Origin of the sequence: Burkholderia sp. PR2 (assembly GCF_052372875.1) — a bacterium.
Classification (GTDB): Bacteria; Pseudomonadota; Gammaproteobacteria; order Burkholderiales; family Burkholderiaceae; genus Burkholderia; species Burkholderia diffusa.
In genome coordinates, this window is the sequence record NZ_JBQRWH010000001.1 from 680,390 (window position 1) to 695,019 (window position 14,630).

A 14,630-nucleotide genomic window follows, 5' to 3' on the forward strand; every position below is an offset into this window, starting at 1 on the left:
CCCGGCACGCCGATCGGCGCGGCCGCGCCCGCGCGGCGTTCGACCGTCTTCCGGAATCCCGCGACGCTGATCCTGCATCCGCCGATTATTACGCGAATGTTGATTCTGTATCGATTTAGTGTATCGATACAGAAGATGATATAGTGCGGCCAAACCACGCGAGCGATTTCTCCGGAAGATAGAGGGCCGTATCGCGAGGCTCCCCGAAACCGCTTTGCTCACCGGATTTCTCACGGACGATTTCCATGCGTTTACCCGGCTTTTCCGCGCTTGTCGCGCTTTTCCTTATTGCGACGAACCCCGCATCGGCGGCCGTGCAGGCCGCGGATCGCGTCGCCGCGGGCAAGGCGCTGGCCGTCGCGGCCGACTGCGTCGCGTGCCATACGGCCCAGGGAGGGCAGCCGTTCGCGGGCGGCCTCGCGATGCCGTTGCCGATGGGCGATATCTACTCGACCAACATCACGCCGGACAAGCAAACGGGGATCGGCAACTACTCGGAGCAGGAATTCGCGAACGTGCTGCGCAAGGGGCTTCGGCGCGACGGCGGCAACCTGTATCCGGCAATGCCGTATCCGTCGTACACGAAGTTCAGCGACGACGACATCGCGAACCTGTACGCGTATTTCATGCACGGCGTCGCGCCGGTGCACCAGCCGAACCGCCGGCCGGATTTCCCGTGGCCGCTGACCATGCGCTGGCCGCTGAAGATCTGGAACGCGCTGTATCTGCGCGAAGGCGCGTATGTGCCGAAGCACGGGCGGGACGCCGAGTGGAATCGCGGCGCCTACCTGGTGCAGGGCGCCGCGCACTGCGGCACCTGTCATACGCCGCGCGGCATCGGGATGCAGGAGCTGGCCTACGACGAAACCGGCGCCGGCTATCTCGGCGGCGCGCCGCTCGCGGGCTGGCAGGCGTTCAACATCACGCGCGACCGCGACGCGGGCATCGGCACGTGGACGACCGCGCAGATCGTCCAGTACCTGCGCACCGGCAACGTGCCGGGCAAGGCACAGGCGGCCGGCCCGATGGCGGAAGCGGTCGAACACAGCTTCAGCCGCATGAGCGACCGCGATCTGAATGCGATCGCCGCCTATTTGTCGACCGTGCCGGCGGCGAAGGGCGCCGATATCGCACCGCGTTCCGCGCAGGGGCGCAAGACCGACGACTACGTCGCGGTACGCGCCGCGGCCGCGATGGGAAGCCCGGCACCGGCCGGCGCGTCGCTCTACCTCGATCATTGCGCGAGCTGTCACGGGATGACGGGCGCCGGCACGGCGGACGGATTCTTCCCGTCGCTGTTCGCCAACAGCGCGGTCGGCACCGCCACCGCGTCGAACCTGCTGCAGGTGGTCATGCATGGCGCGAGCGTTAACAACGGCGCCGCGCACTATTTCATGCCGGCGTTCCAGACCGAACTCAAGGATGACGAAGTGGCGACCTTGGTGAACTACTTGAGCGACCGGTTCGGCAATGGCAAGGCTCGCGTGAGCGCGGCGGATGTCGCGAAGATCCGCACGGCCCCCGCCCACTGACAGGAGATGCACGCGATGAAGGATTTCGACGTGACCGACGACGCGAACGCGCAGCGTCGCCGCTTCGTGAAGCTGTCGGCCGGCGCGGCGCTTGCCGCCGCACTGCCTGCCGGCATGCTGATCGCACGTGCAGCGGCTGCGCCAGAGGCCGTGCCGCTGCGGGATTTTGCCGGCGTGGCCGCCTACCTGACGCGCCGCTCGACGCTACCGTCGCGCTATGTGCAATCCGTCTACGACGGTCTCGTCGCGCAGGACCGCGAATTTCCCGCGCGGCTGCGCGCGCTCGCCGTCGCGATCGACATGGGCACGCAGCCGCTCGACGCTCTCGTGCGCACGCTCGGCGTCGCGGCCCCCGAGTTGCGCACCGCCGCGCTGGCCATCATCGAGGCCTTCTACACGGGCAGCGTCGGCCATGGCGGGCAGGCGCGCATGGTCGGCTACGAAACCGCGCTGATGTTCGAGCCGACCGCCGACGTCACGGTCATTCCGACCTACATCCGCGCGCGCCCCGAGTACTGGACGGCGCGCCCGACCGCCGACGCCGGCTGACCGGCCTATCGAACGAGGATCGAAATCATGAGCACTACCTATGACGCGGACGTCATCGTAATCGGCGCGGGCATCCTGGGCGGCGCCGTTGCGCAGTCGCTGACGCAGGAACGCAAGTCCGTCATCGTGCTCGAGGCGGGGCCGGAGGTGAAGCGCGCCGAGCTCGTGCGCGCGTTCCGCGACTACGGCAACAAGTCGGACTACAACGGCCCGTATCCGGACCTGCCGTGGGCGCCGAAATCGTCCACCGGGCGCTATTCCGATCGCTACATCGACAGCGTCGGCCCGGTGCTGCAGAAGCCGTCGTTCCTGCGCCTCGTCGGCGGCACCACGTGGCACTGGGGAGGGGCGACGTGGCGCATGCTGCCGAACGATTTCCGGCTGCGCAGCCTCTACGGCCAGGGGCGCGACTGGCCGATCGGTTATGACGAACTCGAGCCGTGGTACCAGCTCGCCGAAGAGCAGATCGGCGTATCGGGCTCGGATACCGACGACCAGAGCGGCCAGGGCGGCGGGCCGTTCCCGCCGCGCTCGAAGCCGTATCCGATGCGGCAGCAACCGTGGTCGTACCTGACGCAGCAGGTCGCGGACAAGGTCGCGACGATCGGTCATCGTTTCGTCGACGAACCCAACGCGCGCGCGACGCGGCCCTACGAGGGTCGACCGACCTGCGCCGGCAACAACAACTGCGCGCCGATCTGCCCGATCGGTGCGCAATTTTCAGGCGATCGCCCGGTGCTGCGCGCCGTCGCGCAGGGCGCGCGGCTGCTGACGAACGCGGTCGTCTACAAGATCGAGCGCGGCGAGAATCGCAGGATCGCCGCGATCCATTACATGACGCCGGACGGCAAGAGCACGCGCCTGACCGCACGGACCTTCGTGCTCGCGGCGCATGGCGTCGAGATTCCGAAGCTGCTGCTGATGTCGGGTGTCGCGAATTCGTCGGACCAGGTCGGCCGCAACATGATGGGACACACCGGCCGCGCGATCGCGATGCTCGCGCGCGAGCCGGTGTGGGCCGGGCGCGGCCCGACGCAGCAGGGCAGCATCAACACGCGGCGCGACGGCGCGTTTCGCCGCGAACACGGCGCGATCCGGCATTTCCTCGACAACACGGTGCCCAACGAGGTCGTCACGCGGCGGCTGATCGCGCAAGGTGTCGTCGGCGAGGCGCTCGATACGCGGATCCGTCACGACGCGGCGCGCTATCTGAAGATCGCCAGCTACGTCGAGATCCTGCCCGACCCGCGCAACCGCGTGACGCTGAGCGATCGCAAGGATGCGCTCGGGCTGCCGACGCCGCGCACCGACTACGACGTGTACGACTACGCGTTGCGCGCGGCATCGCAAGTGCTCGACGACTACCGCGATTTCCAGCGGGTGTTCGGTGCGACCGAGATCGTGAACGACATCCATGCGTGGGTGCCGAGTTCGCACATCATGGGCACGACGATCATGGGCAGCGATCCGGCCGATTCGGTCGTCGACCGCGATTGCCGTACGCACGATCACCCGAACCTGTTCATCGCGAGCACGGCCGTGCATCCGAGTTCGTCGGTGGTCAATCCGACGCTGACCGGGTATGCGCTGGCGCTGCGGATGGCAAGGACGATCGCTGCGGAAGTCTGACGCAAGCAAGGCGGCCGGCGGCGCGCGCATACCGCCCGCCACGGCAGGGCCGCGCTCGGGCCCGCATCATTTCACGCATTCCAGTGCGTACTTCAACCCCTGTCCGAGCAGCCCGCGCCACACTTCCCACGTGTGCCCGCCGTCGACGATGCGCAGTTCCGCCGGGTTCTGCGCGCGGCGCAGGTGCGTGTACAGCACGCTCGATTCGGCCTGGATCGTCAGGTCGTCGTCGCCCGCCGCGATGAACATCGGCACGCGCCAGTTGCGCGCGAAATAACCGCGCATCAGCGCCGGGTAGTTCAGCTCGTGCCACACGCGCGGGTCGAACTGCCGGTCGCCGAACACGCCGACATAACGTGCGGCGGAATTGAGCGGCGGCTCGTTCGCGTAGATCGCGGGGCTCAGCAGCATCGCGCCGCAGAACAGGCCCGGCTCGAGCAGCGAGAAACGCAGCGCGCCGAAGCCGCCCATCGACACGCCGCCGATCGCGCGGCCCGCGCGCTGGTTCGACACCGCGAAGTGCGCTTCGACTTCCGGCAGCAGGTCGTTGAGGAACGCGCTCTGCATCTTCTCCTTGCGGTCGACGTACCAGTCGGTGCCGCCTTGCGGCATCACGATCACGACGGGCGGGATCTCGCGGCGCTCGATCAGCGTGTCGGCGGTGGCCTGCAGCCGGCCCTGCGTGATCCAGTCGTTTGCGTTGCCGGCGTTGCCGTGCAGCAGGTACAGCACCGGATAGCGCGCGCCTTCCGGGTTGTAGCCGGGCGGCAGGTAGACCGTGTAAGACCAGTCGCGCTTCAGCGACGCCGACCGGAACGCGCGCAGCACGACGCTGCTGCCCGGATTGACCGAGGGTTCCTGGGCGGCCGGCGCGATCGTTGCGGGCGGGACGGTCGCGGCCGCGGGCGCGGACGACGCCGGCGAAACCGCGGGCCCGCCCGGCGTGGCGTGGGCGGTGGCGATGGCACCGGCGATCAGGGCGGCGGCGAACAGAAGGGCGAGTCGGCGCATGGTGAACCGTTTCAGGAGAGGCGCCCGCTATCGTAGCAGCGGCGCATGACGGCGCGGCGCATCATCACCGCGGACGGAACGGGAACGGCAGCCGCGACACGAGCGGCGCATAGAGCTTCGCGACGAGATACAGCAGGCCCATCGCGACGACGTCGGCGGTCAGGCCGAGCGGCACGTTCAGATAGCCTTCGGTCGCCTGGTACAGCAGCGAGTCGACCGCGAGCGAGATGCCGGTGCCGGCGACGAAGCACAGCAGCCCCTGGCGGCCGATCGTGCCGATCCACGGCATTGCATGCGCGACCTTCTTCATCCACCCGAGGTGCACGAGCTTGGCTGCGAGCCACGCGATCGCGAGGAAGTTCGCGAGCCGCAGCGCGCCGAGATTCTGCTTGATCGACGGGTCGGTCGGGAACGGCTCGATGCGCAGCCGGTAGTACGCGCCGGCCGCGACGATCGCGAGCGACACGGCCGTCAGCAGCCAGCCCTGCGGTTTCGGTGCGAGCGTCTGGTAGACGGGCTGGCAGCGTGCGATCACGCCGAGCACGAACAGGAACTGCCACGCGAACGGATTGAAGTCCCACGGCGCGCCTTCGACGGTCGGCAAGAAGCGCGCAATGTGCGGCGCCGCGTACCAGAGCGAGCCGCTGAACGCGAGCATCAACCACGGCTGCGTGCGCGCGAGCGGCAGCGCGAGCGGGACGAGCAGCGCGAAGAACGCATACATCGGCAGCACCGACGCGAGATACGGCTGGCGGCGGAACAGCAGGATGTCGCGCAACGCGGCGAGCGGCTTGTGGAGCAGGCCATCGAGATCATTGGTCGGCATGTTCGGGCCGTCGATCGAGAATGCGTTCAGCACGGCGGTGATGAGCAGCATCAGGCCGGCCGTCACGAGGAAAGCACGGTAGATCTCGAAGGCACGGCGGATGAAACGCTGGCGCGCGGCAGCCTCGTCGTGGCGCTCGGCCAGCGAGTTGTACGCGATGGCGGTCGCGAAACCGCCGAGGAACACGAACACCTCGGCCGCATCGCACAGCGCGTACGCATGCAGCGTCACGCGCGACAGGATGCTGCCGCCGATGTGGTCGACGACGATCACCAGCAGCACGAGGCCGCGGAAGAAGTCGAGCTCGGCGTAGCGGCCGGCCCGGGCGGCGGCGGTCATCGGGCCGCCTCCCGGCGCGCGCCGCGTGCGCGGCCGGCACCCGCCGCGCATGAATCGGGGTGAAGCATGACTTCGTGAAGAAATGACGAACGGATGCGCATTGTGCCACCGATGTGACGCCGTCCGGGTTTACGCGGATGGTGGGCCGGCCAGCCGCTACCGACAAGCCTGGTCAGGCCATGACGAGGACAGGGCAGTTGGACGAGCGCAACGCTTTGCGTGCCGGCCCCACGCCCATATGGACGGGCGGTTTGCGACGTGACACCATTTTGTCCTCGCGGCCGCACACCGCGCAGTCCGCCCTGCGGGCCACCTCTATAAAACAGACCAAACAATCGCCGGGCGCATGGCCTGCCCGGCACCCGGCTCCGGAGATTCGTCATGAAGAAGCACGTCATTTTTGCCGCCGCGCTGGCCGCTTTTGCCGCGCCGGCCTTCGCGCAGGACAGCGTGACGCTGTACGGCCTGATCGACGAGGGCTTCAACTACACGAACAACGTGAACGTAGGCGGGGTCGGAAAAACGAATTACCAGCTCGCGAGCGGCTACGCGCAGGGCAGCCGCTGGGGCCTGAAGGGCAGCGAGGACCTGGGCGGCGGGCTGAAGGCGATCTTCACGCTGGAAAACGGCTTCGACGTGAACAACGGCCGGTTCAATCAGGGCGGCCGGATGTTCGGCCGCCAGGCGTTCGTCGGGCTGAGCGCGTCGCGCTTCGGCACGCTGACCTTCGGCCGCCAGTACGATTCAGTCGTCGACTATCTCGCGCCGCTGACCGCGAACGGCAACTGGGGCGGCACGCTGTTCTCGCACCCGTTCGACAACGACAACACGGACAACTCGTTCCGCGTCAACAACACGGTCAAGTATGCGAGCCCCGACTGGAACGGGCTGTCGTTCGGCGGCACCTACAGCTTCAGCAACAGCACGGGCTTCTCGACCAACCGACAGTACAGCATCGGCGCGCAGTATTCGCTGGCCGGGCTGCAGGTCGCGGCTGCCTACCTGCAGGCGAACAGCCCGGGCGTCGGCAACGCGGGCGCGATCGCGGCCGACGATGCGAACTTCGTCGCCGACCGCCTGCGCATCTTCGGCGGCGGCATCAACTACACGTTCGGCCCGGCGACGGTCGGCTTCGTCTATACGAAGACCGACGTGAAGAACCCGGTGTCGACCGTCTACCTGCCGGCGTCGACGTTCTCGGGCCTCGGGCTGACCGCGACCAAGTTCCAGAACTTCGAGATCAACGGCAAGTATCAGCTCACGTCCGATTTCTATCTCGGCGCGCAGTACGTGTACACGGACGGCAAGTTCGACGCCGCGGCCGGTTCGTTCAAGCCGAAGTACCACACCGTCGGGCTGATGGCCGACTACAGCCTGTCCAAGCGCACCGACGTCTACCTGCAGGGCGCATGGCAGAAGGTCGCCGGTGACAAGACCGGCACCGCCGCCGATGGCGGCTACGTGGTCGGGACGGACGGCCCGTCGTCGTCGGCGAACCAGTTCGCGGTGCGCGCCGCGATCCGCCACAAGTTCTGACGCTGATGTGCCGGCGCCCTGGGGCGGATCGCCCCGGTGCCGGCTTTCGTCATGTTGGCCGGTGCGCGTCGTCGAGCGTTTGCGCGAGCCAGTCGACGAAGATCCGCACGCGCGGCGCCAGATGCCGGCCGTTCGGAAACACGACCGACACCGGCAGCGGCGCGGCATGCCATTCCGGCAGCACCTCGACCAGCGAGCCGTCCTCGAACAGCGGCGCGAGCCCGTCGCGCGGCACCTGGATCAGACCCAGGCCTGCGATGCAGCACGCGAGATACGCCTGCGAGCTGTTTACCGCGACCACGCTGCGCATTTTCACCGTCTGCAGCGCGCCCGAATCCATGTCCGCATATTCCCAGTCCAGCTCACGGCCCGTGCGGCTCGAGAAATAGCCGACCGCGACATGGTCGGGCAAATCGTCCGGCGAGCGCGGCGTGCCGTATCGCGCGAGATACGCGGGCGACGCGCAGTTGATCTGCGCCATCTCGCCGACGCGGCGCGCGACCAGCGACGTGTCGGACAGCACGCCGACCCGCACCGCGCAGTCGATGCCGTCGGAGATGAGATCGACGAAGCGGTCGGTCGTGCTCAGCACGACGCGCAGGTCGGGATAGCGCGCGTGGAAATCCGGCAGCGCCGGAATCACCTTGTTCAGGGCGAAGCGTTCGGGCAGGTCGACGCGGATCACGCCGCGCGGCGCGGCGCCGGCGTCGTCGAACAGCGTCTCGGCATCGTCCAGATCGGCCAGCAGCCGCGTGCAGCGCTCGTAATAAGTGGCGCCCTCGGCGGTCAGCGCGACGCGCCGGGTGGTTCGCTGCAGCAGGCGCACCCGCAGGTGTTTTTCCAGATACTGGACGGCATTGCTGACCGTCGGGCGCGGCAATTGCAACTGCTCGGCCGCTTTCGTGAAGCTGCCGAGGTGGGCGACGCGCGCAAAGATGCGCATTGCATGCAGATGGTCCATGCGGAGCGGGAGCCTGGGCGAATTGGGACAGGCTCCATTGTTAATCAGCGTCGAATGATTTGGTTGGGCGTTTCGCGTTTATCGCGCGCCGCGATGCGTCCAGAATCCGGTTCATTCACTCACCACCGCAAGGAAACGGACATGGACAAGCGTCAACTGGGCCGCACGGGCCCGCAGGTGTCGGCGATCGGGCTCGGCTGCATGGGGATGTCGGATCTCTACGGGCCGGCGGATCGCGACGAAAGCATTGCGACGCTGCACGCGGCGCTCGACAGCGGGATCACGCTGCTCGATACGGGCGACTTCTACGGGATGGGCGACAACGAGATGCTGATCCGCGACGCGCTGCGCGGCCGCACGCGCGACCAGGTGCTGATCAGCGTGAAATTCGGCGCGCTGCGCGACCCGGCCGGCGCGTTCGTCGGCTACGACGCGCGGCCGCAGGCGATCCGCAATTTCGTCGCGTATTCGCTGAAGCGGCTCGGCACCGACCACATCGACATCTACCGGCCGGCGCGCGTCGATCCGGCGGTGCCGATCGAGGAGACGGTCGGCGCGATCGCCGATCTCGTGAAGGCCGGTCATGTGCGCCATATCGGCCTGTCGGAGGTGGGTGCCGACACGATCCGCCGTGCGGCAGCCGTCGCGCCGATCGCCGACCTGCAGATCGAGTACTCGCTGCTGTCGCGCGGGATCGAGGCGGACATCCTGCCCGTGTGTCGCGAACTCGGGATCGGCGTGACGGCCTACGGCGTGCTGTCGCGCGGGCTGCTCGGCGGCGGCTGGAGCGCGGCGCGGCAGGGTGAGCGCGACTTCCGCGCGGCCAGCCCGCGCTTTCAGGGCGAGAACCTCGCGCACAATCTCGCGCTGGTCGACGCACTGCGCGCGATTGCCGACGAAAAGGGCAGCAACCCGGCGCAGATCGCGATCGCGTGGGCGCTGTCGCGCGGCGACGACATCGTGCCGCTGGTCGGCGCGCGCAAGCGCACGCAACTCCAGGACGCGTTGCAAGCGTCAAAGTTGCAACTAACGGTCGATGATCTGGCTCGCATCGAAACGGCGGTTCCCGCCGGGGCGGCTGCCGGCGAGCGTTATCCGGCCCCCCAGATGGCGCACCTCGACAGCGAGCATGGCCGGGGGCCGACGCACGCAGCCTGAACGGCGGGCATGGCGGGATGATGAGGCGACGAGGCCCGCCGGGTGGGCCCGAGCCAGCCTCAGGCAAAGCCAGATGGCCGGCGGCGTGACGGTGGTTCATCATCGGCGCCGTCTTCAACCGGACGGAACGCCCTCCATGCAAACCCATACGCTGACGATCATCGTGCTGGTCTTTCTGCTGGCCGGTGCGGTCAAGGGCATGATCGGCCTCGGGCTGCCGACGATCGCGATGGGCCTGCTGACGCTCGCGATGCCGCCGTCGGCCGCCGCGAGCCTGCTGCTCGTGCCGTCGTTCATCACCAATGTGTGGCAGCTGTGGCTCGGCCCGTCGTTCGGGCCGTTGCTGCGGCGTCTGTGGCCGCTGCTCGCCGGGCTGACGATCGGCACGCTGACGGGCGGGCTGCCCGCGCTCGCGGGCGGCAGTGCGTGGACCCACGCGGCGCTCGGCGTCGTGCTGGTCGCGTACGGCGGCTGGGGGCTCGCCGCCGCGCGATTGCCCGCGCCGGGCCGACACGAAAAGTGGCTGTCAGCCGCGATCGGCTATCTGACGGGCGTCGTGACGGCCGCCACCGGCGTGTTCGTCGTGCCGGCTGTGCCGTACCTGCAGGCGCTGCGGCTGTCGAAGGATGACCTGATCCAGGCGCTCGGGCTCTCGTTTACTGCGTCGACGATCGCGCTCGGGCTGCAGTTGCGCGTAACGGGCGCGCTGCAGACGGTCGATCTCGGCGTATCGGCGCTGGCGCTCGTGCCGGCACTCGCGGGGATGATCGGCGGACAATATGCGCGGCGCGTGATGAGCGAGAAGACTTTCAAGCGCTGCTTCTTCGTCGGGATGACCGCGCTCGGCGCCTGCATGGCCGCTTCGGCGTGGCAGTGAGCGGGCATCGCCGACACGCGCCGTGCGCGCAATGCGCGCCGCGCGTGAATGCCCCGAAGCCGGTTTCGAGCGCCGGCTTCGAGGACGCTCACGGAGCGGCGGCCAGGCCGCTCAGGCCGGGTCGGCGTACTTCAGCGTCCACCCGAACGCGCGGGTGACGCCCGCACCGAGCGCGAACGGCGCGGTCTTGCACGCGAAGTTCGAATGCAGCTGGCCGATCGGCGTCGTCGACAGCGGGTTCGTCGCGCCGTTGACCGTGTCGAAGGCGGACAGCGCGCAGGTGTCGAACCCGGACGCCGCATAGCCGGTCGCGGCGCTGTTCGCGTACGTCACCGATGTGCCGTCGCCGTTTGCTTGCGTGGACGCGAAGTCCGCGAACGACGCGAAGTCCGTCTCGACCGACAGGTTGCCGGCGAGCGTGCCCGAAGCAAGCGTGTCGCTGCGCGAGATCGTGCCGTGCGCGAACGTCAGCACGGTATGCACCTGGAGGTCGAGATCCGTCGTGTACGCCGCGTTCTTCGATGCGAGACGGAACTTCGCCGTGTCGAACGACACGACCACCTGGCCGTTGGCTTGCTGCACGTTGAGGTTCTTGTAGTACGTGACGGGAACGTAGGTCTTCCCGTTGTACGACACCTGCGGCACCAGCAGTGCATAGCCCAGATCGGTCGTCCCGTAGATCAGCTTGTCGGAGAACGGCACCGGGTAGTACGGCGTGAACGAGTTGTAGTCGGGCGCCTGGCTGAGATTCAGGTTGACGACGCGGCGGCCGTCGCGCACGGTGAGCAGCGCCGCGTCGTACGGATGCGCGGTATCGCCGGGCTGGTTGTACCAGGTGAGCGTGTAGCGCGGCAGCGCGTCGAGCCACGTATCGTAGGCCGCATCGTCCATCGGCGCCTTGCCGCCGAAGCCGAGCTTGTTCCACCACGCGTTCACGTAAAGGTACTGGTGCAGCAGGCTGAAATTCTCGCCCATCACGCGCGGCTTGCCGCGATAGGCGTCCGTGCCGCGACCCTTGACCCACATGTTCACCGACGGCGTCGGCAGCGACGGGTCGTACCAGTACGTGTCGAAGCGACGCGCGGCCCGGTAGATGAACGCGTACGCAATCTGCTTTTCCTGATCGGTCAGCACGCCCGCATTGGCCGCTGCCGTCAGGATCTCCATGAACGCGGAATCGCCGTACGGGCCGATCGAACGGCCGTAGTCGAAGCCCTGGCCGTCGGCGTTCAGCTGCGGCAGGATCAGGTCGACCGACTTGCGCAGATAGCCCTTCAGTTCCGGCGTGAGGTTCGCCTCGTTGCCCATCTCGAACGTGCGCTCGGTCACTTCGCCGATCAGCAGCGTGCTGTAGCGGTCGTAGCGCGCCTGGTCGTAATAGGTCGTGTGCGTGTTCGACGCTTCGTCGGAGAACCCGCCCGACGAATCCTTGCGGATGTGGTTCGTCAACGTATAGAGCAGCGCATCGCGCGCGCCCATCGTCGCGACGGCCGGATCGGTCGCCGACGAGAACGACGGATTGCTCCAGCCGAGTTTTTGCCGCAGGCCGGCAATTCCGTAGGACACCGCATAGTAATTCTGCGCGGTGTTGAGCGACGCAATGTCGATCGGCGTGCCGGCGGCCGGGCAGGTGCTGGTCTTGCCGCTTGCATCGGGGCCGAACATGTCGCAGAAAGTGAGCCGTTGCTGCAGCGTCGCGAGCATCGCGTCGCTGAAGACCTCGTTGAGCATGCCGTGCGCCTTCAGGTTGTTCAGCGCGACGAGGTAGTAGTACTCGCCCCATGACGTATTTGCATACGCATAGTCGCTGCCCGACTGCGCCATCATCGCGGTCGTGATCGTCTGGTACGTCGCCAGATAGCTTGCGTATTGCGGGTCGCCCTTCGACTTCATGTCGATCAGGATGTACGACAGGCCGAGCGCGAGCTTGCCGGGAAGGAATTTGTCGCCGGTGTTCGTGTCGAGCACGTGAACCGGCGAACCGTCGCCGAGATCCATCACGACCTGCGTGAAGTCGGGCGACTTCCGGATCAGGTCGAACAGCGCGCGCATCTGGCCCATCATCGTGACCGGAATGCTCGTGCCCGCCGGCACGCTGGTGTCGGGTGCGCCGTAGATGAGCGCCTGCAACGAGTTCGGCGCGAGCGCCGGTGTCGACGGCGGGGGCGACGAGGGTGGCGGGGCGGTCACGTCGTTGCCGCCGCATGCGCTGACGAACAGGACGGAAAGGGCGCTGAGCGCGGCGCCGAGCGCGAATCTGCTGCGCATATGCATTGTGTCTCCGGGTTTTCGAATAGTGATGAAGGTTTGAATCGCAACTCGGGCAGGCAAGCGTTCTCCCTGCGCGGGCCACGAAGGCGTCGCGCTGAAGGCGAAGGAAAACGTTTTCCAAATTTAGGCATCGATTGCTTCGATGTCAATGCGCTTTCACGCCGGAGACGCCGGTGAAAACCCGGATGGCTGAAATGGCAGCTGTCGTGAAGATGGGGTGTTGATGCCGGAATTACCGCGATTTATTATTATTTTCGCTGCAATGCAGCGTGACATATCGGCAGCGACTGAAGCGTTGTAAAGGTGCTCGGGCGGCGCGCTTCCAACGAGATGCAAGAGAAAACGTTACCCCTGAAAATCGAATCAAGCCGGATCTCGGCTGTCGATTCTGTCCGGCGGCGGCCCCGCGGCGATGCTAGAGCTGCGCTTCGATCGCCGCCTTGTCGATCACCGACCAGACCTGCCGGATCTTGCCGTCGTGAAATTCGTAGATGACGTTCTCGGCGAACGTGACGCGCGTGCCGTCGACGGCGAGCCCCATGAACGTCCCTTTCGGCGCACACGCGAAGCGAAGCCGGCACGCGACGCGCGGCGGTTCGCACACCAGCAGCCGGATCGCGAAATGGAGATCCGGAATGTCGCGGAAATCCTGCTCGAGCATCGCGCGGTAGCCGGCCAGGCCGAGCGGCCGGTCGTTGTGGATCACGTTGTCGGCGACGTACTGGCCGAGCGCCGGCCAGTCCTGGCGGTTCAGGCAGTCGATGTAGGCGCGGTAGTGCGTGGCGAGATCGGGTTTCGTCATGACGGCGGTGCCTCCTCGTGTATCGTCCGGCTGTTGCGGATGGCGCGGGCGTTCAGCGCGATGACGTTTCGCCCGACAGATACGACACGAACGCCTGCGTATATTTGGGCAGCGCATCGAACGATCGTGCGCAGAGCGTCAGCTTGCGGTGGCTCCACGCGTCGGACAGCTCGACGAGCCGCACGTCCATCGTCTGCATCGCGCGCTCGGCCGCATGGCGCGACACGATGCCGATCCCCACGCCGCTTTCGATCACGCGGCAGATCGCATCGAAACTCTTCAGCTGCACACGGTAGCGGATCCGCTTGCCGAGCGCACGCGCCTGGTCCGCGAGATGGACCTGCAGCGCGCTGCCGTCGGTCAGCCCGATGAAATCCGCGTCGGCGATCTCGTCGAACGCGACCTTGTCGCGCGCGGCGAGCGGATGCCCGGCCGGCACGACCGCGATCAGCCAATCCTCGCGGAATGGCTTCTGCTCGAGCCCGCCGAGCCCGACCGAATCGGCGACGATGCCGACCTCGGCCGTCTTGTTGCGGATCGCGTGCACGATTTCCTGGCTCGAGCGCTCCTCGACGCTGATCGACAGTTTCGGATGATGCGGCAGGTACGCGGCGAGCGCGTCGGGCAGGTATTCGCTCAGCGAGGCCGTGTTGCAGAGCAGGCGGATATGCCCGCGCAGCCCCTGGCCGTATTGCTGCAGTTCGCCGCGCATGTGGTCGATCTGCTGCAGCACCGTGCGCGCGTGATGCTCGAGCGCGCGGCCGGCGTCGGTCACCTGCGCGCCGGACTTGCTCCTGTGCAGCAGCGGCACGCCGAGTTCGTCCTCCATCCCGCGAATGCGCTCGCTTGCTGCCTGCAGCGTGATGTGCGTGCGCTCGGCGCCGCCCGTGATCGTGCCGGCCTCGCAGATGTTCAGGAAGAGCCGGAGGTCGGTCAGGTCGAATCGCATGGCGGGGTGGGGGCGCGTAAGGATTGGTATGGCCGATAAGTTAGCAGGAACCGCCGTACCGGTCTCAGGCTGGGCCTGAGACCCCGTTCGCCGGTTCCGCATTTTCGGGGCGGGATCGATGCCGGATCATGGCCGCATATCAACCGGGGGAGACTGTCATGCGGGTCGATTCGTCGTGGGGTGTGTCGTT

Annotated in this window: 12 protein-coding genes; 6 read left to right on the forward strand and 6 right to left on the reverse strand. The window is 67.2% G+C overall.

The features are described from left to right. The first annotated feature begins 245 nt into the window (after positions 1–245). The 3 genes from ACT2FV_RS03080 to ACT2FV_RS03090 are packed head-to-tail and all read left to right on the forward strand — an operon-like array spanning position 246 to position 3,710. A complete protein-coding gene (locus ACT2FV_RS03080) occupies positions 246–1,532 on the forward strand; it encodes a c-type cytochrome (protein ID WP_444503176.1) in 1,287 nt (428 codons plus the stop codon). Positions 1,533–1,547: 15 nt separating this feature from the next. Continuing rightward, positions 1,548–2,081: a sugar dehydrogenase complex small subunit gene (locus ACT2FV_RS03085; protein WP_124904101.1), complete on the forward strand. Its 534-nt coding sequence runs from the start codon at positions 1,548–1,550 to the stop codon at positions 2,079–2,081. 27 nt (positions 2,082–2,108) lie between these two features. Next, complete coding sequence (locus tag ACT2FV_RS03090) at positions 2,109–3,710, forward strand: GMC family oxidoreductase (protein WP_444503177.1); 1,602 nt, start codon at positions 2,109–2,111, stop codon at positions 3,708–3,710. 66 nt (positions 3,711–3,776) lie between these two features. On the opposite strand, the gene ACT2FV_RS03095 is transcribed toward ACT2FV_RS03090, so the two are convergent. Both ACT2FV_RS03095 and ACT2FV_RS03100 read right to left on the reverse strand, forming a co-directional pair. Beyond that, entirely contained in the window at positions 3,777–4,721 is a 945-nt protein-coding gene (locus tag ACT2FV_RS03095) for an alpha/beta hydrolase (protein ID WP_444503178.1), read from the reverse strand. A 64-nt stretch (positions 4,722–4,785) separates the two neighbouring features. Continuing rightward, positions 4,786–5,886 (reverse strand): OpgC domain-containing protein, encoded by a 1,101-nt coding sequence (locus ACT2FV_RS03100; RefSeq protein WP_124623103.1) that lies wholly within the window; start codon positions 5,884–5,886, stop codon positions 4,786–4,788. A gap of 381 nt (positions 5,887–6,267) precedes the next feature. Between ACT2FV_RS03100 and ACT2FV_RS03105 the strand changes: the two genes are divergently transcribed. Next, entirely contained in the window at positions 6,268–7,422 is a 1,155-nt protein-coding gene (locus ACT2FV_RS03105) for a porin (protein WP_124904105.1), read from the forward strand. 49 nt (positions 7,423–7,471) lie between these two features. Here ACT2FV_RS03105 and ACT2FV_RS03110 read toward each other — a convergent pair whose 3' ends face one another. Further along, positions 7,472–8,383, reverse strand: a complete 912-nt coding sequence (locus ACT2FV_RS03110; RefSeq protein WP_151051809.1) for a LysR family transcriptional regulator — start codon at positions 8,381–8,383, stop codon at positions 7,472–7,474. A 141-nt stretch (positions 8,384–8,524) separates the two neighbouring features. Here ACT2FV_RS03110 and ACT2FV_RS03115 point away from each other — a divergent pair, with 141 nt between their 5' ends. Then, entirely contained in the window at positions 8,525–9,541 is a 1,017-nt protein-coding gene (locus tag ACT2FV_RS03115) for an aldo/keto reductase (RefSeq protein WP_124904107.1), read from the forward strand. 136 nt (positions 9,542–9,677) lie between these two features. After that, the gene (locus tag ACT2FV_RS03120) at positions 9,678–10,418 is read left to right on the forward strand and encodes a sulfite exporter TauE/SafE family protein (RefSeq protein WP_124623097.1); all 741 of its coding nucleotides are present in this window, start codon (positions 9,678–9,680) and stop codon (positions 10,416–10,418) included. 111 nt (positions 10,419–10,529) lie between these two features. On the opposite strand, the gene ACT2FV_RS03125 is transcribed toward ACT2FV_RS03120, so the two are convergent. The 3 genes from ACT2FV_RS03125 to ACT2FV_RS03135 form a co-directional block, all read right to left on the reverse strand. After that, the gene (locus ACT2FV_RS03125) at positions 10,530–12,692 is read right to left on the reverse strand and encodes a hypothetical protein (protein WP_444503179.1); all 2,163 of its coding nucleotides are present in this window, start codon (positions 12,690–12,692) and stop codon (positions 10,530–10,532) included. A 412-nt stretch (positions 12,693–13,104) separates the two neighbouring features. Continuing rightward, complete coding sequence (locus tag ACT2FV_RS03130) at positions 13,105–13,491, reverse strand: ester cyclase (RefSeq protein ID WP_124904111.1); 387 nt, start codon at positions 13,489–13,491, stop codon at positions 13,105–13,107. A gap of 52 nt (positions 13,492–13,543) precedes the next feature. After that, positions 13,544–14,440, reverse strand: a complete 897-nt coding sequence (locus ACT2FV_RS03135) for a LysR substrate-binding domain-containing protein (RefSeq protein WP_124623091.1) — start codon at positions 14,438–14,440, stop codon at positions 13,544–13,546. Positions 14,441–14,630: the final 190 nt, after the last annotated feature.